The sequence below is a fragment of the Lentzea kristufekii genome (assembly GCF_033949925.1).
In the GTDB taxonomy this organism is placed as follows: Bacteria; Actinomycetota; Actinomycetes; order Mycobacteriales; family Pseudonocardiaceae; genus Lentzea; species Lentzea kristufekii.
Window position 1 is genome coordinate 81902 of record NZ_JAXAVV010000009.1, and the last position, 22217, is coordinate 104118.

General features: G+C 68.4%; 22 protein-coding genes. 17 read left to right on the forward strand and 5 right to left on the reverse strand.

The window, feature by feature from the left end; translation table 11 throughout:
- Window positions 1-3: 3 nt before the first annotated feature.
- From SK571_RS19680 to SK571_RS19695, 4 genes are read left to right on the forward strand one after another with little or no spacing between them, the layout of a single operon-like run.
- Window positions 4-348: a YbaB/EbfC family nucleoid-associated protein gene (locus SK571_RS19680; RefSeq protein ID WP_319985540.1), complete on the forward strand. Its 345-nt coding sequence runs from the start codon at window positions 4-6 to the stop codon at window positions 346-348.
- Window positions 345-644, forward strand: a complete 300-nt coding sequence (locus SK571_RS19685; protein WP_319985541.1) for a type VII secretion target — start codon at window positions 345-347, stop codon at window positions 642-644. The genes SK571_RS19680 and SK571_RS19685 overlap by 4 nt, the downstream gene beginning before the upstream one ends.
- Window positions 641-1438, forward strand: a complete 798-nt coding sequence (locus SK571_RS19690) for a hypothetical protein (RefSeq protein ID WP_319985542.1) — start codon at window positions 641-643, stop codon at window positions 1436-1438. Before SK571_RS19685 ends, SK571_RS19690 begins: the two co-directional genes overlap by 4 nt.
- Window positions 1435-2496, forward strand: a complete 1062-nt coding sequence (locus SK571_RS19695; protein ID WP_319985543.1) for a serine hydrolase domain-containing protein — start codon at window positions 1435-1437, stop codon at window positions 2494-2496. The genes SK571_RS19690 and SK571_RS19695 overlap by 4 nt, the downstream gene beginning before the upstream one ends.
- Here the strand turns inward: SK571_RS19695 and sucD are convergent.
- Both sucD and sucC read right to left on the reverse strand, forming a co-directional pair.
- Window positions 2493-3371 (reverse strand): succinate--CoA ligase subunit alpha, encoded by an 879-nt coding sequence (gene sucD / locus SK571_RS19700; RefSeq protein WP_319985544.1) that lies wholly within the window; start codon window positions 3369-3371, stop codon window positions 2493-2495. The two genes, SK571_RS19695 and sucD, sit on opposite strands and share 4 nt — an antisense overlap.
- On the reverse strand, window positions 3371-4471 hold the full coding sequence (sucC, locus tag SK571_RS19705) for an ADP-forming succinate--CoA ligase subunit beta (protein ID WP_319985545.1): 1101 nt from the start codon (window positions 4469-4471) through the stop codon (window positions 3371-3373). The genes sucD and sucC overlap by 1 nt, the downstream gene beginning before the upstream one ends.
- 126 nt (window positions 4472-4597) lie before the next feature.
- On the opposite strand from sucC, the gene SK571_RS19710 reads away from it, so the two are divergent.
- The 6 genes from SK571_RS19710 (at window position 4598) to SK571_RS19735 (ending at window position 12833) form a co-directional block, all read left to right on the forward strand.
- On the forward strand, window positions 4598-6295 hold the full coding sequence (locus SK571_RS19710) for a thiamine pyrophosphate-binding protein (protein WP_319985546.1): 1698 nt from the start codon (window positions 4598-4600) through the stop codon (window positions 6293-6295).
- Between the two features lie 10 nt (window positions 6296-6305).
- A complete protein-coding gene (gene frc, locus SK571_RS19715; protein WP_319985547.1) occupies window positions 6306-7535 on the forward strand; it encodes a formyl-CoA transferase in 1230 nt (409 codons plus the stop codon).
- 20 nt (window positions 7536-7555) lie between these two features.
- Complete coding sequence (locus tag SK571_RS19720; protein ID WP_319985548.1) at window positions 7556-9703, forward strand: acetate--CoA ligase family protein; 2148 nt, start codon at window positions 7556-7558, stop codon at window positions 9701-9703.
- Window positions 9704-9855: 152 nt separating this feature from the next.
- On the forward strand, window positions 9856-11349 hold the full coding sequence (locus SK571_RS19725; RefSeq protein ID WP_319985549.1) for an Nramp family divalent metal transporter: 1494 nt from the start codon (window positions 9856-9858) through the stop codon (window positions 11347-11349).
- A 1-nt stretch (window position 11350) separates the two neighbouring features.
- A complete protein-coding gene (locus SK571_RS19730) occupies window positions 11351-11791 on the forward strand; it encodes a hypothetical protein (RefSeq protein WP_319985550.1) in 441 nt (146 codons plus the stop codon).
- A 25-nt stretch (window positions 11792-11816) separates the two neighbouring features.
- Window positions 11817-12833: a TerC family protein gene (locus tag SK571_RS19735; protein WP_406602008.1), complete on the forward strand. Its 1017-nt coding sequence runs from the start codon at window positions 11817-11819 to the stop codon at window positions 12831-12833.
- Here the strand turns inward: SK571_RS19735 and SK571_RS19740 are convergent.
- Window positions 12824-13024: a hypothetical protein gene (locus SK571_RS19740; RefSeq protein ID WP_319985552.1), complete on the reverse strand. Its 201-nt coding sequence runs from the start codon at window positions 13022-13024 to the stop codon at window positions 12824-12826. The two genes, SK571_RS19735 and SK571_RS19740, sit on opposite strands and share 10 nt — an antisense overlap.
- 266 nt (window positions 13025-13290) lie before the next feature.
- Window positions 13291-14016 (reverse strand): GntR family transcriptional regulator, encoded by a 726-nt coding sequence (locus SK571_RS19745; RefSeq protein WP_319985553.1) that lies wholly within the window; start codon window positions 14014-14016, stop codon window positions 13291-13293.
- A 98-nt stretch (window positions 14017-14114) separates the two neighbouring features.
- Here SK571_RS19745 and SK571_RS19750 point away from each other — a divergent pair, with 98 nt between their 5' ends.
- The 4 genes from SK571_RS19750 to SK571_RS19765 all read left to right on the forward strand — a co-directional run bounded on the left by SK571_RS19750 (window position 14115) and on the right by SK571_RS19765 (window position 16711).
- Complete coding sequence (locus SK571_RS19750; protein ID WP_319985554.1) at window positions 14115-15092, forward strand: 2-dehydropantoate 2-reductase; 978 nt, start codon at window positions 14115-14117, stop codon at window positions 15090-15092.
- Between the two features lies 1 nt (window position 15093).
- Window positions 15094-16011 (forward strand): LysR family transcriptional regulator, encoded by a 918-nt coding sequence (locus SK571_RS19755; protein WP_319985555.1) that lies wholly within the window; start codon window positions 15094-15096, stop codon window positions 16009-16011.
- Between the two features lie 119 nt (window positions 16012-16130).
- Window positions 16131-16388: a hypothetical protein gene (locus SK571_RS19760; protein ID WP_319985556.1), complete on the forward strand. Its 258-nt coding sequence runs from the start codon at window positions 16131-16133 to the stop codon at window positions 16386-16388.
- Window positions 16385-16711 carry a hypothetical protein gene (locus SK571_RS19765; protein WP_319985557.1) on the forward strand — a complete coding sequence of 109 codons (327 nt, stop codon included), beginning with the start codon at window positions 16385-16387 and terminating at the stop codon, window positions 16709-16711. Before SK571_RS19760 ends, SK571_RS19765 begins: the two co-directional genes overlap by 4 nt.
- Before the next feature lie 61 nt (window positions 16712-16772).
- Here SK571_RS19765 and SK571_RS19770 read toward each other — a convergent pair whose 3' ends face one another.
- Window positions 16773-17432 carry a hypothetical protein gene (locus tag SK571_RS19770; RefSeq protein WP_319985558.1) on the reverse strand — a complete coding sequence of 220 codons (660 nt, stop codon included), beginning with the start codon at window positions 17430-17432 and terminating at the stop codon, window positions 16773-16775.
- 145 nt (window positions 17433-17577) lie between these two features.
- On the opposite strand from SK571_RS19770, the gene SK571_RS19775 reads away from it, so the two are divergent.
- The 3 genes from SK571_RS19775 to SK571_RS19785 are packed head-to-tail and all read left to right on the forward strand — an operon-like array spanning window position 17578 to window position 22193.
- Window positions 17578-19503: a molybdopterin oxidoreductase family protein gene (locus SK571_RS19775; protein WP_319985559.1), complete on the forward strand. Its 1926-nt coding sequence runs from the start codon at window positions 17578-17580 to the stop codon at window positions 19501-19503.
- Window positions 19504-21273 (forward strand): NAD(P)H-dependent oxidoreductase subunit E, encoded by a 1770-nt coding sequence (locus SK571_RS19780; RefSeq protein ID WP_319985560.1) that lies wholly within the window; start codon window positions 19504-19506, stop codon window positions 21271-21273. It abuts the gene before it with no gap.
- Window positions 21270-22193, forward strand: coding sequence for a 2Fe-2S iron-sulfur cluster-binding protein (locus tag SK571_RS19785; RefSeq protein WP_319985561.1), 924 nt, complete (start codon window positions 21270-21272; stop codon window positions 22191-22193). Before SK571_RS19780 ends, SK571_RS19785 begins: the two co-directional genes overlap by 4 nt.
- Window positions 22194-22217 lie beyond the last annotated feature (24 nt).

Sequence of the window (22217 nt, forward strand, 5' to 3'; positions counted from 1 at the left end):
GAAGTGGATCCAGCACAGTGGCTGGCGGACTACCAGGAACGCCTGGAACGCGTCGCGTACAGCGCGCGGTCGGCGAGTGCGAGCCTGGCCGAGGTGGGGGCGAGGGCGACCTCGCCGCGCGGTGAGGTCACCGTGACGGTGAACGCGGGCGGCGTGCTCGGCGACGTCGCGCTGACGCCGGCGGCGCGCAAGCTCGACGTCGACACGCTCGCGATGCTGATCGTCAGCACCGCGCGGGAGGCGCAACGGCTGGCGAGCGCGCGGATGACGGAGGTCATGGCGGACTACCTCGGCGAAAGCGACGCGTTGCACCAGATCACGAAGAACCTGCCGGAGGCCGTGCGATGAGCTTCACCGCGGACCACGAGCAGTTGCGCCGCCACGCCAGGACCCTGACCGGGTACGCCGACCGGCTGTCCGACACCGGCACCCGGTTGCCGGGCCAGGTCGGCCAGTCCTCGCTCGGTTCGTTCGCCCAGTTCCTCAGCTCCGGCCTGAGCGGCCCGATGGGGGAGACGACGGGAGCGTTCGCCCACATCGCGTCCACGATGGACAAGGTGGGCGAGGGCATCCGGCGGACCGCCGAGGACTACCAGCGCACCGACGAGCGCAACGCCGCCGACATCACGGGAGCGGGCCGATGACCGCCACCACGACGGACGCGGGCACGATCGCCGCGCTGCTGAACGAGCTCCGCACCACCACGAACGCCATCACCGGCGACGAGTGGCTGTCGTCCGGCCTCGCCCAGACCCCGAAGGCCCCGATGAGCGAACTGGGGTCGGACGGGAAACCGTTGCAGGCCCTGGACAGCGCGGGCGTCGGCTTCCTCACGCCGATGATCTCGTTCCTGGAGGAGCCGCTGAACGAGCTGCGCGGCGACCCGGACGGCGTCCAGCAGGGCGCGGGCGAGTTCCAGAACGCGAGCAAGGCCGCCACCACCCTCGCGGACGAGTACGGCGCCAAGGCGAGCAGCGAGACCGACGGCTGGACCGGGGACAGCGCGGCCGAGTACGCCAAGACGGGCAAGGAACTCGTCGACGGCGTGCTCTCCGTGGCCGAGACGGCCTTGACCAACGCCACCGCGCTGATCAAGGCGGGCGAGGTGGTCGCACAGGTGGTCGCCGAGGTGACGCGGCTGATCACCGAGGCGGTCGGCAAGATCGTGCCGATCATGACCCAGGCGATCGCCGCGGCGGCGGTGACGTTCGGGCAGAGCATCGCCGTGGCGATCCCGCAGTGCGTGCAGATCGCCGTCGAGTGCGGCGGCCAGATCGCGGCCAAGCTCGGTGAGCTGCTGACCAGCGGGGAGAACCTGATCAAGCTGGTCGAGGGTGCGCAGGCGGTGCTGAAGATCGTGAAGCAGGCGATGTCGGTGATCGGGGACAAGGCGTCGGGCTCGGCCGAGCTCCCGACCGCCAAGGAGGTGACCGCGTGAAGCGCCTCGCCGTGCTCGTCTGCGCGCTGCTGCTCCTCGGCGTCGCACCGGCCAAGGCCGACGACGGCGTGCAGACGGTGCTCGACCAGTACCTGATGCAGGCGGGACCGGGCGCCGCCGTGCACACCGGGTCCGGTACGCGGTCGACCGGCACCGGGAAGCTCCACGAGCGGCGCCCGATCACCGCGGCCGACCACTTCCGGATCGGCAGTCAGACCAAGACGTTCACCGCCGTGGTGGTGCTGCAACTCGTCGACGAGGGCCGCGCCGAACTGGACGCCCCGATCTCGCGGTACCTGCCCGGCGTGGTCACCGGCAACTACAACGGTGATGTGATCACCGTCCGCCAGTTGCTGCAGCACACCAGTGGGCTCGTCCGCGACGTCCGCGACGCGAAGGCGAGCGCGGGCGGTACCTACGCGCTGGCCGAGCTCGTCCGCTCGGCGATGGACGAGCCCGCCCAGAACGCCCCCGGTGCCGCTCAGAACTACTCGAACGTCGGCTTCCTGGTGCTGGGTCTGTTGATCGAACGCCTCACCGGCAGGCAGGCCGGGGACGCGATCACCGAACGGGTCATCCACCCTCTCGGCCTGACCGGGACGCGCTTCCCGGTACCCGGTGACCGTGCGCTGAAGACGCCGTTCCTGAACGGCTATCTGGGTGGCCGCCTCGGCCAGCTCTTCTTCTGGACCGAGGCGACCACCACCGTCGAGCTGTCCTTCTGGAGCACCGCCGGTGCCATGGAGTCCACTTTGGACGACCTCCAGCGGTTCTACCGCGCGTTGGTCGGCGGCAGGCTCGTCTCACCCTCGGCGCTGGCCGAGATGAAGCGCACCTTCGGCCCGGCCGACCAATACGGCCTGGCCCTGGTGAAGATGCCGCTGTCGTGCGGCGTGGTCGCATGGGGTCACAACGGTGCTCTGACCACCGGGCACTACTCGTTCACCCTGACCACCGACGACGGCCGGTTCGCGTCGGTCGTGACCAACACGAACTGGCAGGGCTCCGGCAAGCCCTCGGCCGTCGACGTGGCCGACAGGGCGATCTGCACCGGCTAGCCGGTGAGAACGGCCCGAGCCAGTGCCGCGGTCTCGGACGGCGTCCTGCCGACCTCGATCCCGGCCGCCTCCATGGCCAGTTTCTTCGCCTCCGCCGTGCCCGAGGATCCCGAGACGATGGCGCCCGCGTGGCCCATCGTCTTGCCCTCGGGCGCGGTGAAGCCGGCGACGTAGCCGACGACGGGCTTGGACACGTTGTCCCGCACGAACTCCGCCGCCCGTTCCTCCGCGTCGCCGCCGATCTCGCCGATCATCACGATCAGCTCGGTCTCCGGGTCCGCCTCGAACGCCCGGATGGCGTCGATGTGCGTGGTGCCGACGATCGGGTCGCCGCCGATGCCGACGCACGTGGTGAAGCCGAAGTCCTTCAGCTCGTGCATCAGCTGGTAGGTCAGCGTTCCGGACTTCGACACCAGGCCGATCGAGCCGGGCTTGGTGATGTCGGCGGGGATGATGCCCGCGTTGGACTTGCCGGGACTGATGATGCCGGGGCAGTTCGGGCCGATGATCCGCGTCGACTTGCCCTGCGCGTGCGCCCAGAAACGTGCCGTGTCGTGGACCGGGACGCCCTCGGTGATCACCACGGCCAGGCCGATCGAGGCGTCGATCGCCTCGATCACCGCGTCGCAGGTGTGGGCGGGCGGGACGAAGAGCACGGACACGGTCGCGCCGGTCTCCGCCATCGCCTGGGCGACCGTGCCGTACACCGGCAGCGTCACGTCGTCGAAGTTCACGGACGTGCCGGCCTTGCGGGCGTTGACGCCGCCGACGACCTTCGTGCCGGCCGCGAGCATGCGCCGGGTGTGCTTGGCGCCCTCCGAGCCCGTCATGCCCTGCACGACCACGCGGCTGTTCTCGTCGAGGAAGATCGCCATCAGGACTCCTTGCCGGCGAGAGCGGCGGCACGGCCCGCCGCGTCGTCCATCGTGTGCGCCACGGTGATCAGCGGGTGTCGTGCCTCGTCGAGGATGCGGTGACCCGCTTCGGCGTTGTTGCCGTCGAGACGGACGACCAGGGGCTTGTCGGCGCGGTCACCGAGCATGCCGAGGGCCTGCACGATCCCGTCGGCCACCGCGTCGCACGCGGTGATGCCGCCGAACACGTTCACGAACACGCTGCGGACCGACGGGTCCGAGAGGATGACGTCCAGGCCGTCGGCCATCACCTGGGCCGAGGCGCCGCCGCCGATGTCGAGGAAGTTCGCCGGCGCGGCGCCGGCCAGCGCCACGACGTCCAAAGTGGACATGACGAGTCCCGCGCCGTTGCCGATGACACCGACGGTGCCGTCGAGCTTGACGTAGTTGAGGCCCTTCTCGGCTGCCCGCACCTCCAGCGGGTCCCCGGCAACGCTGTCCGAAGGTCGAGAGTGCCGGAACGACGCGTTGTCGTCCAGCGTCACTTTGCCGTCCAGGGCGATGATCCGGCCAGCTTTGGTGCGCGCCAACGGGTTCACCTCGACCAAGGTGGCGTCCTCGGACACGAAGACCTTCCACAGAGCGGAAGCGACGGCGTTCACCTCCGCGGCGATCTCCGGTGAGAACACCGCCGATGCGTCGAAAGCCGAAGCTGGCATTCGAGTGATGGAGTCCGCCATCTCCTCGATCTCCATGCCACCGGTGGCAGAGGCCATGCCGATGAACGTCCTGTTGGCACGATCGAGCAGGAACGACAGGTAGTACTCCTCGGCGATCTCGCTCGCCTCGGTGATCAGCACCTTGTGCACGGTGTGGCCCTTGATGGCCATCCCCAGGACGGCCGAGGCTGCCGCCGCTGCTTCGTCTGGTGTCGAAGCGATTCTGATGCCGCCGGCCTTGCCGCGACCGCCGGTCTTCACCTGAGCCTTCACGACGACGGTGCCGCCGAGCTCCAAGGCGGCCTCGCGCGCGGATTCAGGAGTGTCCGCCACGAGACCACGCGGAACGGGCACCCCGTACCGCTCGAAGAGGTCCCGCGCCTCGTGTTCGAAAAGATCCACCGTCTACGTCCTCTCGCCGAAAACTTGCGGCCATCTATGGACATCCGGTTGGTAGCGGAGTAACGATATGCCTACCTCATACGGTATGCAATCTACAGTCGAAGCGCCAAGGGGAGCTGATCGCCGATGACGAGTTCCGCGGAGCCGGAGTCGATTCCTGAGTCCATCTCTGGTGGCCACCTGGTGGCGAAGGCACTCAAAGCTGAGGGCGTCGACACCATCTTCACGCTGTGCGGCGGGCACATCATCGACATCTACGACGGCTGCGTGGACGAGGGCATCGCCGTCATCGACGTCCGGCACGAACAGGTCGCGGCGCACGCGGCCGACGGGTACGCGCGGATCACCGGCAAGCCCGGTTGTGCCGTCGTGACCGCGGGGCCGGGCACCACCGACGCCGTCACGGGCGTCGCGAACGCGTTCCGCGCGGAGAGCCCGATGCTGCTGATCGGCGGCCAGGGTGCGTTGAGCCAGCACAAGATGGGCTCGCTGCAGGACCTCCCGCACGTCGACATGATGACGCCGATCACGAAGTTCGCGGCGAACGTCCCGCACACCGCCCGCATCGCGGACATGGTGTCGATGGCGTTCCGCGAGGCCAACGCCGGCGCGCCGGGCCCGTCGTTCCTGGAGATCCCGCGCGACGTGCTGGACGCCAAGGTGCCGGTGAGCACCGCCCGAGTACCGGAAGCGGGCCACTACCGCGCCTCCACGCGCAGCGTCGGTGATCCGGCGGACATCGAGAAGCTCGCGGACCTGCTGGTGCACGCCAAGAAGCCCGCGATCCTGCTGGGCAGCCAGGTGTGGACGACGCGGGCCACGGACTCCGCTGCCGACCTCGTCCGCACCCTCAACATTCCCGCCTACATGAACGGCGCGGGCCGCGGCACACTGCCGCCCGGCGACCCGCACCACTTCCAGCTGTCGCGCCGCTACGCCTTCGACAACGCCGACGTCATCGTGATCGTCGGAACCCCGTTCGACTTCCGGATGGGCTACGGACGCAGGCTTTCCGCGAACGCGACGGTCGTCCAGATCGACCTCGACTACCGCACCGTCGGCAAGAACCGCGACATCGACCTCGGCATCGTCGGTGACGCCGACCTGGTCCTGTCGAGCGTCGCGCAGGCCGCGTCGGGCCGCGAGGACAACGGGGCGATGGGCCGCAAGGTGTGGCTGGAGGAACTGCAGGCGGTCGAGGAGAAGGCGCGGCAGAAGCGCGCCGAGCACCTGCTCTCCGAGGACATGCCGATCCACCCATACCGGCTGGTGAGCGAGATCAACGACTTCCTCACCGAGGACTCGATCTACATCGGTGACGGCGGCGATGTCGTGACGTTCTCCGGCCAGGTCGTGCAGCCGAAGTCGCCCGGCCACTGGATGGACCCCGGTCCACTCGGGACGCTCGGCGTCGGCATCCCGTTCGTGCTGGCCGCGAAGCTGGCCAGGCCGGACAAGGAGGTCGTGGCCCTGTTCGGTGACGGCGCGTTCAGCCTCACCGGCTGGGACTTCGAGACGCTGGTCCGCTACGACCTGCCGTTCGTCGGCATCGTCGGCAACAACTCGTCGATGAACCAGATCCGCTACGGCCAGGCGGCCAAGTACGGGCTGGAGCGCGAGCGCGTCGGCAACACGCTCGGCGACGTCCGCTACGACCAGTTCGCCAAGATGCTCGGCGGCTACGGCGAGGAAGTGCGCGACCCCAAGGACATCGGGCCGGCGTTGCGGCGCGCCCGCGAGTCCGGCAAGCCCTCGCTGATCAACGTGTGGATCGACCCCGACGTGTACGCGCCCGGAACCATGAACCAGACGATGTACAAGTAGGTGAGCTGAGATGGCCAAGGCCTTGGAGGGCGTCAAAGTCCTCGACATGACGCACGTGCAGTCCGGACCGTCGTCGACCCAGCTGCTCGCCTGGCTCGGCGCCGACGTCATCAAGCTGGAAACGCCGGGACGGGGCGACATCACCCGCGGCCAGCTGCGCGATCTGCCCGAAGTGGACAGTCTCTACTTCACGATGCTCAACTGCAACAAGCGGAGCATCACCCTCAACATGAAGTCCGCTGAGGGCAAGGAGGTCTTCGAGAGGCTCATCGGCGACGTCGACGTCCTCGTCGAGAACTTCGGCCCCGGTGTCGTCGAGCGGTTCGGCTACCCGTGGGAGAAGCTGCACGCGCTCAACGAGAAGCTCGTCTACGCGTCGATCAAGGGCTTCGGGCCCGGCCGTTACGCCGACTTCAAGGCGTACGAGGTGATCGCGCAGGCGATGGGCGGCTCGATGAGCACCACCGGGTTCGAGGACGGTCCGCCGCTCGCCACCGGCGCGCAGATCGGCGACTCGGGCACCGGCATCCACCTGGTGGCCGCGATCCTGGCCGCGCTGTACCAGCGGACCAACACCGGACGCGGGCAGCGCGTCCAGGTCGCGATGCAGGACGCGGTGCTCAACCTGTGCCGGGTGAAGCTGCGCGACCAGCAGCGGCTCGCCCACGGGCCGCTGGGGGAGTACCCGAACGAGCAGTTCTCCGACGAGGTGCCCCGCTCCGGCAACGCATCCGGTGGTGGCCAGCCCGGCTGGGCGGTGCGCTGTGCTCCCGGCGGCCCCAACGACTACATCTACGTGATCATCCAGCCCGTCGGCTGGGCCCCGCTGACCGAGCTGATCGGCAGGCCCGAGCTCGCCGAGGACCCGGCGTGGGCCACGCCCGAGGTCAGGCTCTCCAAGCTGGACAAGGCGTTCGCGCTGATCGAGGAGTGGACGGAGAAGCACACCAAGTGGGAGGTGATGGACAAGCTCAACGCCCACAACATCCCGTGCGGACCCATCCTGTCCACCAAGGAGATCATCGACGACGAGACGCTCGCCGAGCTGGGCACCGTGGTCGAGGTCGAGCACCCCGAGCGCGGCGCGTTCAAGACGGTCGGCAACCCGCTCAAGCTCTCCGACTCGGTCGTCGAGATCCAGCGCCCCCCGTTGCTCGGTGAGCACAACGACGAGGTCCTCGGCGCGCTCGGCTACAGCGCGGACCGGCTGGCCGGCCTGCGCGCGGCCGGCGTCATCTAACCTCTAGGAGACGAGATCCCATGCCGGACAACGGCTACGACCGCGCCGCGGTCGAGAACGTACTCGCGAAGGTGCGGGCGGAGGGACGGTCGTCGCTCACCGCGCCGGAGGGCAAGCGGGTCTGCGACGCCTACGGGATCGCGACCCCGGCCGAGGCGCTGGCGAAGTCGTCGGAGGGCGCCGTCGCGTTCGCCGAGGAGATCGGCTACCCGGTCGTGCTCAAGATCGTCTCGCCGGACGTCCTGCACAAGACCGAGGCCGGCGGCGTGCTGGTGGGCCTGCGCAACGCCGGTGAGGTCGCCGAGGGCTACCGCACGATCATCCACAACGCCAGGAACTACAAGGCGGACGCGGACGTCACCGGCGTTCAGGTCCAGCAGCAGCTGCCGACCGGGAAAGAGGTCCACGAGGTCATCGTGGGCGCCACCACCGACGAGACGTTCGGCAAGATCGTCGCGTTCGGCCTCGGCGGCATCCTGGTCGAGGTGCTCAAGGACGTCACGTTCCGGCTGGCGCCGACCAGCCCCGACGAGGCCCTGTCGATGGTCGACGGCATCGCGGCGGCGGAGATCCTGCGCGGTGTCCGCGGTGCGCAGGGCGTCGACGCGGGCAAGCTGGCCGACCTGATCCACCGCGTGTCGGACCTGGTCACGGACTTCCCGCAGCTCGCGGAGGTCGACCTCAACCCCGTGCTGGCAACACCTTCCGGGGCCACCGCGGTCGACGTCCGCATCCTGGTGGACGAGGACGCGGCCAAACAGCCGCACAGGTTCACGCAGGACGAGATCCTCGCCTCGATGAACCGGATCATGAGGCCGAACGCCGTCGCCGTGATCGGTGCCTCGAACGAAGAGGGCAAGATCGGCAACTCGGTGATGAAGAACCTCGTCAACGGCGGCTACCGGGGCGAGATCTACCCGATCAACCCCAAGGCGGACGAGATCCTCGACCGCAAGGCGTTCGCCGGCATCGGCGACGTCCCGGGTGACATCGACGTCGCGGTGTTCGCCATCCCGGCGAAGTTCGTGCCCGCCGCCCTCGAAGAGGTCGGCAAGAAGGGCGTCGGCGGCGCGATCATGATCCCGTCCGGCTTCGGCGAGACGGGCAACATCGAGCTGCAGAACGAGATCGTGGCGATCGCGCGCAAGCACGGCGTGCGCATCCTCGGTCCGAACATCTACGGCTACTACTACACGCCGGAGAACCTCTCGGCGACGTTCTGCACGCCGTACGACGTCAAGGGCGGCGTCGCCCTCACGTCGCAAAGTGGCGGAATCGGCATGGCGATCCTCGGGTTCAGCCGTTCCGCGGGCATGGGCGTCTCGTCGATCGTGGGTGTGGGCAACAAGGCCGACATCGACGAGGACGACCTGCTGACGTTCTTCGAGTCCGACCCCAACACCCAGCTCGTCGCGATGCACCTGGAAGACCTGAAGGACGGCCGGTCCTTCGCCGAGACCGCGAAACGCGTCTCGGCCAAGAAACCGGTCGTGGTGCTCAAGGCGGGACGGACCGACCAGGGTGCCAAGGCGGCGAGCTCGCACACCGGCGCGCTGGCCGGCAACGACCGGGTCTACGACGACATTCTCAGGCAGAGCGGCGTGATCCGCGCACCCGGCCTGAACGACCTGCTGGAGTACGCGCGCGGAATCCCGCTGCTGGCCACGCCGAAGGGCGAGAACGTCGTCATCATCACCGGCGCGGGCGGCTCGGGCGTGCTGCTCTCGGACGCCTGTGTGGACAACGGACTCAGCCTCATGAACATCCCGGACGACCTCGACGCGGCGTTCCGCAAGTTCATCCCGCCCTTCGGCGCGGCGGGCAACCCCGTCGACATCACCGGCGGGGAACCGCCCTCGACGTACCGGAACACGATCGCGCTCGGTCTCGCCGACGACCGCATCCACTCGTTGATCCTCGGCTACTGGCACACCATCGTCACGCCGCCGATGGTGTTCGCGAAGCTCGTGGTCGACGTCGTGGAGGAGTACCGGGCGAACGGCATCCACAAGCCCGTCGTCGCTTCCCTCGCGGGTGACGTCGAAGTGGAGGAAGCCAGCGAGTACCTGTACCGGCACGGAGTGGTTGCTTATCCGTACACAACGGAGAAACCTGTCGCGGTACTGGGTGCCAAGTACCGGTGGGCCCGTGCCGCCGGCTTGCTGTAGATAGGTCGTTGGCGGTTTCCGTTGCTGTAGTGGCGGAAACCGCTTGCGGCATGCACGGAGAGATGGCCCGTCCGCGACCGTGAACACGCCCACGGTCGCGAACCCGCCAGGGAGGTCAACGAAGACAGCCGGTCCTCTGGAGGTTGTTAACCGTGGATGATCCAAATCTGGCCGCTCGCACGGACGTCAGCACGCCACCCGAGAAGGAGCGCGTCTGGGCCGCGGGCAAGCTGGAAGCGATGCCCATCAGGAAACTCCCCGACGCACCACCGTCGATCCACCTGCTCGGTCCCACGGTGTTCCTGGTGGCCCTTGGCGTGGGCATGGGCGAGTCCTACATGTGGCCACGCCTGGTGCTGGTCTTCGGACCGGACATCAGGTGGCTCTTCCTCATCGGCGTGACGCTGCAGGCCGTCGTCATGCTCGAGATGGCGCGGTACGCGATGGCGACGGGGGAGAGCATCTTCTTCGGCGCCGCACGCGTGTTCAAACCGATCATGTGGTTCTTCTTCGTGGTGGCCGTGCTCGTCTACATCTGGCCAGGTCACCTGTCGGCCGGAGCGGCGGCTCTGGAAAAGATCACCGGCATACCCTGGACGGTGTCGGCCTGCGTGGGCCTGATCCTGGTCGGGGTGCTGTTCAGCCTCGCCAAGGTCATCTACAACCTGCTCGAGAACCTGCTGTCCATCCTCATCGGACTGCTCGTCGTCAGCACCGCGGTGGTGGCGGCGATGGTGGGCACGTGGGGAGACCTGACCAGCACGGTCTCCGGCATGTTCCAGTTCGGGTACTTCCCGGCGCAGGCCATGTCGCCGGAGTGGTTCCCGATCATCGTCGGCTCGATCGCGTTCGCCGGCCCGTCCGGCATGCAGCAGATGTGGTACACGCTGCACCTGCGCGACAGCGGTGCCGGCATGGGCGCGCACATCCCGAAGGTTCGCGGGCTGCGGCACGCGGGCGAAGAGGAGAAGATGCCGGCCCGCGGCTTCATGTTCGACACCGAGGACAAGGCGGAGCTCGCGAAGTGGAAGGGCTGGCGGCGCTGGGTCACGTTCGACGCGCTGTTGCTCTTCTGGGGCATCACCATGCTCGTCACGGTTTCTTTCACGGTCCTCGCGCAGTCGGCGAGCCGCACGTCGCCGGACGTGAAGGCGCTCATCGAGTCCGGTGAGCGTGAGGCGGCGTTGAACGCCATGTCGGACGCCTTCGCGTCCGCGGGCGGCCCGGTGCTCGGCGCGGTGTTCCTCGGGTTCATCGCGTTGATCGGCCTGAACGCCACGCTGGGCCTGTTCGACTCGTTCTCGCGCGGCCAGGCCGACATGACGTACCACTTCGTCAAGGGCGCGAAGAAGTTCCGGATGTCGCACCTCTACGCGGGATTCCTCTGGGGTGTCATCACCTTCGGCATCCTGATCCTGCTGTTCGGACCGGCCGACGGACCGGGCGCGATCCTCGACGTGCTCGCGTTCCTGTCGACGTTCGCCATGGGCGCCTACTGCGTGGTGCTCCTGCTGGTGAACAACCGGATGCTGCCGAAACCCATCCGCCCCAAGCTGATCACCAACATCATCATCGGCTTCGGCGCGGTGTTCTACCTGGGCATGCTGTTCTTCAGTCTCGTCAAGTTCGGAGTGGTGGTGGGCTGAGATGGCGATCCGCGAAGGCTTGGTGAAAGAAGCGGTGCCCGGCGCGTTCGTCGGTCTCGCCGCGGGGCTCATCGCGGGAGGGCTGGCCGCGCTCGTCGGCCAGCCGCTCGGATGGGCACTCGTCACGACGGTCGCGCTCGGGCTGCCGCTGGGCGCGTTCGGTGGCGGCTTCAGCCTGCTGGTAGCGGCGGGCCGACTGCCGGCCGGCCGGTTCGCTCCGGTGGCTCTGTACTGGCTGGTCGCGTTTCCCGTGGCTCGGCTGGTGCACGAGATCACTGTGAGCCTCGTGCTCGCCGGTCAGGTCCGGCTGCCCCCGGATCTGGCCGGTTTCCTCGCCTACCAAGGCATCGTGAGCCTCGGCTGGGCCATCGGTTTCCTGTGGCTGCACGAGCGCATCGCGATGCGTCTGCGACATCGCTTGGGAGCCACCGCCTCCCGCTGACCTTCCGCCGAAGGAGCCAAGGATGTTGGATCTTCCCGTCTGGGTCTGGATGGCGACGATGGGCGGTATCGCCGCCGTCATCGCGTTCGACTTCTACCTGGTGGCACGCAAACCGCACGAACCGTCGTTCCGCGAGTCGTTGTACTGGGTGCTCTTCTACGTCGGCCTGGCCGTGCTGTTCGGACTCGGCGTCACGGTGTTCGCCGGGCCCGGCCACGGCGGCGAGTTCTTCGCCGGCTGGATCACCGAGTACTCGCTGAGCGTCGACAACCTGTTCGTGTTCGTGATCATCATGGCCAGGTTCGCGGTGCCGCGGGAGTACCGGCAGAAGGTGCTCATCGTCGGCATCGTCCTGGCCCTGTTGCTGCGCACCGTGTTCATCGCCCTGGGAGCACAGGCGATCTCGCGGTTCGACTGGCTGTTCTACTTCTTCGGTGCCTTCCTGATCTTCACCGCGTGGAAGCTGGTGAAGCAGGACGAGACCGAGGAGGCCGACGTCCCGGAGAACGCCGCCCTGCGCGCGGTGAAGAAGTTCCTGCCGGCGACCACGGTCTACCACGGCGCGGCTTTGACGACGCGCATCGACGGCAAACGGGTCGTGACGCCGATGCTGATCGTCATGGTCGCCGTGGGCACCACGGACCTGCTGTTCGCGGTGGACTCGATCCCGGCGATCTTCGGGCTCACCAAGGAGCCGTACCTGGTGCTGACCGCGAACGCGTTCGCGTTGATGGGCCTGCGCCAGCTCTTCTTCCTGGTGGGCGGTCTCCTGGACCGCCTGGTGCACCTGAGCAAGGGCCTCGCGGTGGTGCTCGCGTTCATCGGGTTCAAGCTCATCTTCGAGGCGATGCACCACCACGGCGTCTCGTGGGCTCCGGAGATCCCGATCGTGGTGTCTCTCGGGGTCATCGTGGCGACTCTCGCCGTCACGACGGTCTGGAGCCTGCACACCTCACGCCGGGCTGCCCGCTCCGCCGTGGAGGATGCCGAGAGTGCGCGAAGGAGCGAGGAAGACGCTCCTGTGAAGGACTCTCAGCCGTGAATCGTGTGGCCTTCGGCGTCCTTGCCCTCAAAACCAGGGCGGAGCGTCTTGGCCACGGCCGCCTGGGCCTCGGCGTCCTTGCGCTGTTCCGTCAGCGCGGTGGACAGTCCGAGGCCCAGCGCGCGGCCGTCAGCGGAGGCACCGTTGCGCGGCTCGGTGAGGGAACGGACGAAGTTCTTCAAGCGGGACATGGTCTTCCTCCTGTCGATGGTGGCTCCCGGGGCGCGCAGAGGCCTGACAGGCGCTGCGGCACGGGAGGAACAGGGCTGCGGCCGGGGTCTGCTCCACCGGATGTCCGTCGTGCGGGTACCCGGTGGGAAACCTCCTGCGGGTCTCCGTTGACCCCGTCCCCGTCGCAATTCAGCATACTGCGTTTTGTATGCAATCGTCCGCCATCGTGTCGCGGATCACCCGTATGGTGCCAAATGACCGTTTTGGGCGATCTGATGGCGATGGATCAGTCGCTGTCCGTGGAGCTTTCGGGCGCCTTGCGGTCGTGGTAGGTCTGGCGGGTCTGCTCCGCGTGGCGGTGCATGACCTCGCCGGCCCGATCCGCGTCGCCCTCGGCGATGGCCGCGACCAGCTCGGCGTGCTCGTTCCACGAGTCGCGGCTGCGCGGGCGGGCGATCGGGGTGTAGTACCAGCGCACCCGGCGGTCGACCAGGCCGATCATCTCGGCCAGGACCTTGTTGCGGCTGATCTCCGCGACGGCCGCGTGCAGGTCGGCGTTCGCCTTGACCAGGCGCTCGACGTTCGCGGTGACCAGGGCCTCCTCGCCGGCCTTCTGCAGCTTCCTGAGAAGCTTCACGTCGGACGCGGTGGCGTGCTCGGCGGCGAGCTTGGCCGAGTAGGTCTCCAGCACGCTGCGCACGGCGAGCAGCTGGTCGGCCTCTTCCTCGGTCGGGGTGTGCACGAAGGCGCCCTGGGCGGGGCGCAGATCGACCCAGCCGTCGGTCTGGAGTCGCTGCAGCGCCTCGCGCACCGGCTGCCTGCTCACGCCGAGGTACTCGGCCAGCTCTGCCTCGACGAGGTGCTGGCCGGGCGCGAGGGTCCGGTTGACGATGAGCTCGAGCAGGGCGTCGTAGACGGCTTGTCGCAGCGGTGCGGGCCGTTCGACCCGGCGGGTCGCCGCGGCACTGAGTGAGCCGCGGGGCGCCCGGCGGCCACTGGGCGAAGAGGTCATGCCGGGCAGAATACAGCTTTTCGCATACAAAAAGCACTTCTAGGGATTTGGGCGTGTTGTCCGTATACTGTATGCAATATTAGCGAGCGGGGCGTGCTATGAAGATCGCTGTTCTCGGAGCCGGAGCGATCGGTGCCTACGTCGGTGCGGCTTTGCATCGTGCGGGCGTGGAAGTACATCTGATCGCGCGTGGAGCCCATCTTGCCGCAATGCGCGAGCACGGCGTGCGGGTGCTGAGTCCGCGTGGTGATTTCACCGCGCGTCCACATGTGACCTCGGATCCCGCCGAGGTGGGCGAGGTCGACTACGTTTTCCTGGGTCTGAAGGCGTACTCGTACGCGTCGTCAGGCGATCTGCTGGCACCGCTGATGGGCCAGGACACCGCCGTCATCGCGGCGCAGAACGGGATCCCGTGGTGGTACTTCCACGGCATGACCGGACATCCCCTGGAGGGACGACGGATCGAGGCCGTGGACCCCGGCGGGTCCGTCACCGCCGTGCTGCCCGTGGAACGGGCGATCGGCTGCGTCGTCTACTGCTCGACCGAGATCGAGTCGCCGGGTCTGATCCGGCACCTGGAGGGCACGCGGTTCTCGATCGGCGAGCCCGACCGGTCGATCTCCGCGCGGTGCGTCGCGCTGAGCGAGGCGATGATCGCGGGCGGGCTGAAGTGCCCGGTGGAGAAGGACGTCCGCGAGGACATCTGGATCAAGCTCATGGGCAACGTGGCGTTCAACCCGCTGAGCGCGCTGACCCGCGCGACCATGGTGGAGATCTGCGACCACGACGACAGCCGCGACCTCGTGGCCCAGATGATGGCGGAGACCCTGACCATCGCGCGGGCCGCGGGCTGCGACCCGCAGATCTCCATCGACAAGCGCATCGACGGTGCCCGCCGCGTCGGGCACCACAAGACGTCGATGCTGCAGGACCTGGAAGCCGGCAAGCGGCTGGAGATCGACGCGATCATCGCCGCCGTGGTGGAGATCGCCGAGCTCACCCGCGTGCCGGCGCCGACGTTGCGGCACGTCTACGCGGCGATCGACCTGCTGTCGCGCACGTCGCCGGTGTCCTGAGTTGCTGCTGCGACAGCTGGAGCACCTGGTCGCCCTGGCCCGTGAACGCCACTTCGCGCGCGCCGCGCAGGCCTGCCACGTGTCCCAGCCGTCGCTGTCGGCGGCGATCAGCAAACTGGAACGCGAGCTCGGGGTGCCGATCGTGTCCCGGGGCCGCCGGTTCGAGGCGCTGACGCCGGAGGGGGAACGGGTCCTGCTGTGGGCGCACCGCATGCTCGCCGACCGCGACGCGCTGCGGCAGGACCTGTCCCGCATGAGGGAGTCGCTGTCGGGGGTGCTCCGGATCGGGGCCATCCCGACAGCGCTCCCGGTCGCGCCTTTGCTGACGACACCGTTCTGCGAACGCCACCCGCACGTGCGCGTGACGCTGGAATCGTTGTCCTCACAGGAGATCACGCGCGGCCTCGACGAGTTCGAGCTCGACATCGCCATGACGTACGTCGACGACTCGGTGCACGCGATGCCGTTGTACGAGGAGCGCTACGTCCTGCTGACGCCCGCCGACGAGGAGATCGCCTCTCGCCCGGTGGCGCGGTGGGCGGACGTGGCCGCGCTGCCGTTGTGCCTGCTGACCTCCAAGATGCGCAACCGCCGGATCCTCGACGGGGTCTTCGCCGACGCCGGCGTGCAGCCCGTGCCGGTCATCGAGGCCGACACCGTGGCGACGTTGTGGGCGCACGTGGCGACGCGGAAGTGGTCGAGCGTCATCGCCCACGCGTGGCTGCAGATGTTCGGCACACCGGAGGGGATGCGGGTGGTGCGCATCGAGGATCCCCGGCGCGTGCCGCGGATCGGGCTCGTCGTGGGGGAGCAGGTCTCCATGCCGGCGCGGGCGATGCTGGGGCTCACCCGCGGGCTCGACGTGCGCGGGGAGCTGGACCGGTTGCTGCACAAGCACCTCGACCGCAGGGACCTGTGACGCGTTCGGTTCAATGCTCCCCTGAGCCCGCTTGTGGGCGTGATTCTGGGGGAATCAGTTGAACACGAGGATCTGTGCTGCCGTCATGGCCGTCGTCGCCCTGACCGCAGGGTGTACCGGTGAGCCCGCGGTCGGCCGCGACGACCACCACCACGACGGCGCTGCCGACGCCTGCTGAGCTGGACCAGCGCGCCAAGGCGGCGATCGCCCCACTCGGCGCGTTCGACGCGCTCGGCGGCCAGGTCAGGCAGAGCACTCCGGCCGCCGACAACGAACCCGGCGCTGATGGTGAGGTCGTCACCACCCTCTGCGGGACCAGCGAGATGCGCGTCGACGGCACCTCGGTCGCGAGGACGCGTGTCTGGACGGGACGGTGAACCTGTTCCAGCGCGTGCACGCCATGTCCGACCGCACGGCGGCCGCGCTGGTGGGCGCTGTGCAGACCAGGCTCGCCGGGTGCGCCAAGAACCGCGGTGCCGAAGAGACCAAGGCGGTCGCCAAGCCGGAAGGCGTGGACGACTTCTACGCGCACTGCGAGGCGAACCCGGATCCGGAATTGGTCCCGTGGTCGTGTCACGCGCTGATGGGCCGCGGCACGCTCATCACCGTCGTGGTGGCCTCCGCCCGGACCAAGGCGGCGGCCGAGGCCCAGTTGACGTCCGTGGTGCCGATCTTCGCGCAGTCGTTCGTCAAGGCGTGACGCTGTTCCTGGAGGCTGGACGCGTTCTCCAGGCCACGCCGCGGTCGATCGAGGAATCGATCTAGGGCCGCCACACCCGGACGGCGAGGACGGTGAAGGCGTCGGAGTTGACGGACGCCAGTTCCGCGCTCTTGACGCGCAACCAGCCGACCTGGCCGTCCGAGGTGGCGAAGCAGTGCTGTGTTCCCGGCGCGGCGGGAAGGATCGCCTCGTCGGTGTACTTCCCGCCGGCGACGGCCGCGGTACACCGCTGCTGGGCCTGCTGCTCGGGTCCTCGGTCGTCGTAGAAGCCGCCTCCGTTGGCGTGCAGGAGGTTGAACTCGCCCAGGTGGAGGTCGATCTCCCCGATCGCACCGGGACCGGGCGTGGCCGCGACATCGTTCCCGTCGACGTCCGCACCCGTGCCGCGGGTCAGCCGGACCTCCTTCGTCCGCACGCCGTCCGGTGGGGTCCTCGTCTCGCTCGACGTCGTAGCCCCCGCGGGTGGTGATCCGTCCGGTTGCGCGTCCGTCACGACGAACTTCCACACGGCGAACCCGATGACCAGGGTCATCACCACGCCGACGACCACGCCGAACGTTCCCAGGCTGACCGTGGTGCGACGCGAGTTGTCGATGTTGCCCATCCTGGCGTCGCCGCGGATCTGGCCCACCTGGTAGACGGTTCCGGAGCCTTGCACGCGTGCATCGTTGTCGGACTGCGTGCCGTCTGGTCCGGTCATGTCCCGCCCTTGTCGTCGCCGCTGCCTGATCAGGGTGACGATCGCGGTTCGGGCCCGAAGCGTTTCACCGTGCCTTCGAAATCCCGCAACAGGGGCTAGCGCATACCGAAGATTGCATACAGTATGGGCGCAGGAGGTGCAGACGATGAGCAGGCGGAAGAAGACCGAGCCCTACGTGCGGCTGACCCAGCCACTGGTGCGCGACGCGGGAGTCCTGCGGCCGGCCACCTGGGACGAGGCGCTGGACAAGGCAGCAGAGGGCTTCCGCAGGAACGTGGCCAGCGGCGGCCCGGACGCGTTCGGCATGTTCTCCTGTGCGCGGGCCACCAACGAGATGAACTACATGGCCCAGAAGTTCACCAGGGCCGTGATCGGGACGAACAACGTCGACAGCTGCAACCGCACCTGTCACGCCCCGAGCGTGGCCGGGCTGGCCAAGGTGTTCGGCAGTGGTGGCGGTACCTCCTCCTACCAGGAGATCGAGGACGCCGACCTGATCGTGCTCTGGGGGTCGAACGCGCGGGATGCGCACCCGATCTTCTTCCAGCACGTGCTGAAGGCGGTCAACAAGGGCGCGAAGCTGTACGTGGTCGACCCGCGGCTGACCAGCACCGGCAAGTGGGCGCACGGGTGGTTGCGGCTCAAGGTCGGCACGGACATCCCGCTGGCGCACGCGATCGCGCGGGAGATCATCGCGTCGAACCTCACGAACATGTCGTTCGTCGAGCGGGCCACCGAGGGCTTCCAGGAGTTCGTGAAGGCCGTCGAGCCGTGGACGTTGCCGGTCGCCGAGCTGGAGACCGGTGTGCCGGCCGAGCTGATCCGCGAGCTCGCGCACGCCTACGCCAAGGCTGATCGTGGTCAGCTCAGCTGGACGCTCGGCATCACCGAGCACCACAACGGCACCGACAACGTGCTGAGCCTCATCAACCTGGCGCTGCTGACCGGTCAGGTCGGGCGGTACGGCGCCGGGCTGAACCCGTTGCGCGGGCAGAACAACGTGCAGGGCGGCGGTGACATGGGCGCCATCCCCGACCGGCTGCCCGGCTTCCAGGACATCACGGATCCGGGTGTCGCCAAGAAGTTCAACGACGCGTGGGGCTCGAACTTCAAGGCCTCCAAGGGCTGGAACCTCACCCAGATGCTGGAGGCGATGGAACGCGGTGACATGACCACCGTGTACATCATCGGCGAGAACCCGGTGCAGTCCGAGGCCGACTGCGAGCACACGATCAAACGACTGTCCAATCTGGACCACGTCGTGGTGCAGGACATCTTCCTCACCAAGACCGCGCAGCTCGCGCACGTCGTGCTGCCCGCCGCCGCGGCCTGGTGCGAGACCGACGGCACCTTCACCAACAGCGAGCGCCGCGTTCAGCGGGTGCGCAAGGCCCTGACGCCGCCCGAGGGTGCGCGCGACGACATCGAGATCATGGGCGAGATCGCGACCCGGCTCGGCGCGGACTGGCAGCACAAGACCGGCCAGGACGTGTGGGACGAGCTGCGCAGTTTGTCGCCGATCCACACCGGCATGACCTACGACCGGCTCGAGAAGCTCGGCGGCATCCAGTGGCCGTGCCCGGACGAGAACTCCCTCGAACCCAGCTTCCTGCACGGCCGGCTGTGGGAGGAGGACCCGGTCAAGCGCGGCATGCCCGCGACGTTCTCACCGGTGCCGCACAGCCCGCCCGTCGACGAGCTGACCGAGGAATTCCCCTTCCGGCTCACCACCGGGCGGCGGCTCGACTCCTACAACACCGGGGTGCAGTCGCACGGGTTCGAGTCGCCGATGCGCATGGGCGAGACGCTCGACCTGTGCCCGCAGGACGCCGAGACGCTCGGGGTCGTCGCGGGCGAGGAGGTGGCGATCACCAGCAGGCGCGGGCAGATCCAGGCGCCGGTGCGGATCGACGACGGACTGACGCCGGGCCTGGTGTTCATGACGTTCCACTTCCCGGACGAGATCGACGTCAACATCATCACGATCGAGGCGACCTGCCCGATCGCGGGCACGGCGGAGTACAAGGCCGCGGCAATCCGCATCGAGAAGCTTCCGGTGAAGGTGGGCTGAGTGGATCTCAAACTGCTCGACGTCGAGCCGTCCGAGGCCGAACGCGTCGTCGTGGACCTGTTCACCGGCATGGGCCGGGACCAGCTGTTGCCCGCCCTGCACGCGGTCAACGACAGGGTCGGCTGGATCAGCCAGGGCGCGCTGAACCACATCTGCCGCGTCCTGCACGTCCCGCCGGCCGAGGCGTACGGGGTGGCGAGCTTCTACTCGCTGTTCTCGCTGTCCGAACGGCCGGTGAAGGTCGTGCACGTCTGCGTCGACCTGGCGTGCCAGGTCAACGGCGCGAAGTCGTTGTGCGACAGGCTGACCAGCGAGCTCGGTCCGGCGGGGGCGAAGAGCGGCTGGCTGCGCAGCCCGTGTCTCGGGGTGTGCGAGAAGGCTCCGGCCGCGCTCGCGTTCGAGGCGGGGGAGGTGGCGACGGAGCAGCTCCTGGCGCCCACCGACGCCGACGAGGTGATCGCGGTGGCGGCCGCCGGTCCCTCTCCTGTGGACGGTGAGCGCGCGGAGGTGCCGCAGGCGGGGTCCCCTGGCCTGCGGCTGCTGAAGCGGGTCGGCGTCGTCGATCCGGAGTCGCTCGACGACTACCGGGCGACGGGCGGCTATGCGGCGTTGCGGACGGCTCTCCTCCTGGGACCGTCCGGGGTGATTCGCGAGGTCACCGACGCCGAGCTGATGGGCCGCGGCGGTGCGGCGTTCCCGACGGGACGCAAGTGGGACGCGACCGCCCGCCAGCCCGTGCGCCCGCATTACCTGGTGTGCAACGCGGACGAGAGCGAGCCCGGCACGTTCAAGGACCGCCTGCTGATGGAGGGCGACCCGTACGCGGTGATCGAGTCGATGACGATCGCCGGGTTCGCGGCCGGCTGCTCGCGCGGCTACCTCTACCTGCGCGGCGAGTACCCGCGTGCGCTGCACCTGCTGCGCAACGCCATCGCGCGGGCTCGTGAGCGCAACTTCCTCGGCGAGAACATCATGGGACACGAGGGGTTCTCGTTCGACATCGAGATCCGCCGCGGCGCGGGCGCGTACATCTGCGGCGAGGAAACGGCGATCTTCAACTCCATCGAGGGTTTCCGCGGTGAACCGCGCTCGAAGCCCCCGTTCCCGGTGGAGTCGGGGCTCTTCGGCAAACCGACGGTGGTCAACAACGTGGAGACGCTGGTCAACGTGCCGGTGATCCTCACGGAGGGGTGCGAGGCCTACACCCGCATCGGCACCTCCGGCTCGACGGGCCCGAAGCTCTTCTGCCTGTCGGGCAACGTCAGTCGTCCGGGCGTGTACGAGGTGCCGTTCGGCACCACGCTCGGAGAACTCCTCGACCTGGCGGGTGGCGTGCCGCCAGGCCGGGAGCTGCGAGCGGTACTGCTCGGCGGGGCGGCAGGCGGGTTCGTCCGCCCGGACGAGCTCGACCTGCCGCTCACCATGGAGGACGCGCGGGCGGCGAACACCACGCTCGGCTCCGGCGTCGTGCTGGTGCTCGACGACACGGCCGACCTGGGCAGCTTCCTGTTGCGCATCGCCGCGTTCTTCCGCGACGAGTCGTGCGGACAGTGCGTGCCGTGCCGGATCGGCACCGTGCGCCAGGAGGAAGCGATGCACCGGCTGGTGGGCAAGCGTCCGCTGAGCACCTCCGCTGCCGACCTCCAGCTGCTTCGTGAAGTCGGGCAGGTCATGCGCGACTCGTCCATCTGCGGGCTGGGTCAGACAGCTTGGAACGCCATCGAATCAGCCCTCGACCGGCTCGGTTACGCAGAGGAGGCAGCATCATGACGATCGTCGAGATCGGACTTCCGAAACGACTGGTCGAGCTGACCCTGGACGGCGAGTCCGTGCGCGTGCCGGAAGGCGCCACGATCCTGGACGCCTGCACCGCCAAGGGGAAGTCGATCCCGACGCTCTGCTACGGCGACACCCTGAAGCCGGCAAACGCTTGCCGCGTCTGCATGGTCGAGGTGGAGGGCGCGCGCACGCTCGTGCCGTCGTGCTCGCGCAAGGTCGAGCCGGGCATGGTCGTGCACACGGAGTCCGAGCGCACGAAGCACAGCCGCAAGCTGGTACTGGAACTCCTCGGGTCCGCGTCGGACCTCTCCACCACGCCGCACGTGGACGAGTGGATGTCCGCGTGCGGTGCCGACCCCTCCCGCTTCGGCCCGCCGGCACCGCCGTCGGACGACCGGGACGACCGCCGGGCGGGCGAGCACGAGGAACCCGACGGCCAGACCGCCGCCACCGTGCGGCAGCCGGCCAAAGTGGACAATCCGCTCTACGTCCGCGACCTGGGCAAGTGCATCATGTGTTACAAGTGCGTCGACGCCTGCGGCGACCAGTGGCAGAACACCTTCGCGATCTCGGTGGCCGGCCGCGGCTTCGACTCGCGGATCTCCACGGAGTTCTCCACTCCGCTGCCCGAAAGCGCTTGCGTCTACTGCGGCAACTGCATCGAGGTCTGTCCGACGGGTGCGCTGAGCTTCAGGCGCGAGTACGACAAGCGCGAGGACGGCACCTGGGACGAAGAGGCCCAGACGCAGACCACGACCATCTGCACGTTCTGCGGTGTCGGGTGCAACCTCACCCTGCACGTGCAGGACAACGAGATCGTGAAGGTCACGTCGCCGCACGAAAGCACAGTCACGCACGGAAACCTGTGCATCAAGGGCCGCTTCGGCTGGCAGCACGTGCAAAATCGCTGATCAAGCATCCGGGAGGGCGCTCCG

Excerpts from the sequence above, each read along its gene's own strand:
- SK571_RS19750 (WP_319985554.1), top strand. The coding sequence starts at position 14,115 with ATGAAGATCGCTGTTCTCGGAGCCGGAGCGATCGGTGCCTACGTCGGT.
- sucD (WP_319985544.1), bottom strand. The coding sequence starts at position 3,371 with ATGGCGATCTTCCTCGACGAGAACAGCCGCGTGGTCGTGCAGGGCATG.
- SK571_RS19770 (WP_319985558.1), bottom strand. The coding sequence starts at position 17,432 with ATGACCGGACCAGACGGCACGCAGTCCGACAACGATGCACGCGTGCAA.
- SK571_RS19685 (WP_319985541.1), top strand. The coding sequence starts at position 345 with ATGAGCTTCACCGCGGACCACGAGCAGTTGCGCCGCCACGCCAGGACC.
- SK571_RS19740 (WP_319985552.1), bottom strand. The coding sequence starts at position 13,024 with ATGTCCCGCTTGAAGAACTTCGTCCGTTCCCTCACCGAGCCGCGCAAC.
- SK571_RS19710 (WP_319985546.1), top strand. The coding sequence starts at position 4,598 with ATGACGAGTTCCGCGGAGCCGGAGTCGATTCCTGAGTCCATCTCTGGT.
- SK571_RS19720 (WP_319985548.1), top strand. The coding sequence starts at position 7,556 with ATGCCGGACAACGGCTACGACCGCGCCGCGGTCGAGAACGTACTCGCG.
- frc (WP_319985547.1), top strand. The coding sequence starts at position 6,306 with ATGGCCAAGGCCTTGGAGGGCGTCAAAGTCCTCGACATGACGCACGTG.
- SK571_RS19785 (WP_319985561.1), top strand. The coding sequence starts at position 21,270 with ATGACGATCGTCGAGATCGGACTTCCGAAACGACTGGTCGAGCTGACC.
- SK571_RS19745 (WP_319985553.1), bottom strand. The coding sequence starts at position 14,016 with ATGACCTCTTCGCCCAGTGGCCGCCGGGCGCCCCGCGGCTCACTCAGT.
- SK571_RS19690 (WP_319985542.1), top strand. The coding sequence starts at position 641 with ATGACCGCCACCACGACGGACGCGGGCACGATCGCCGCGCTGCTGAAC.
- SK571_RS19730 (WP_319985550.1), top strand. The coding sequence starts at position 11,351 with ATGGCGATCCGCGAAGGCTTGGTGAAAGAAGCGGTGCCCGGCGCGTTC.
- SK571_RS19775 (WP_319985559.1), top strand. The coding sequence starts at position 17,578 with ATGAGCAGGCGGAAGAAGACCGAGCCCTACGTGCGGCTGACCCAGCCA.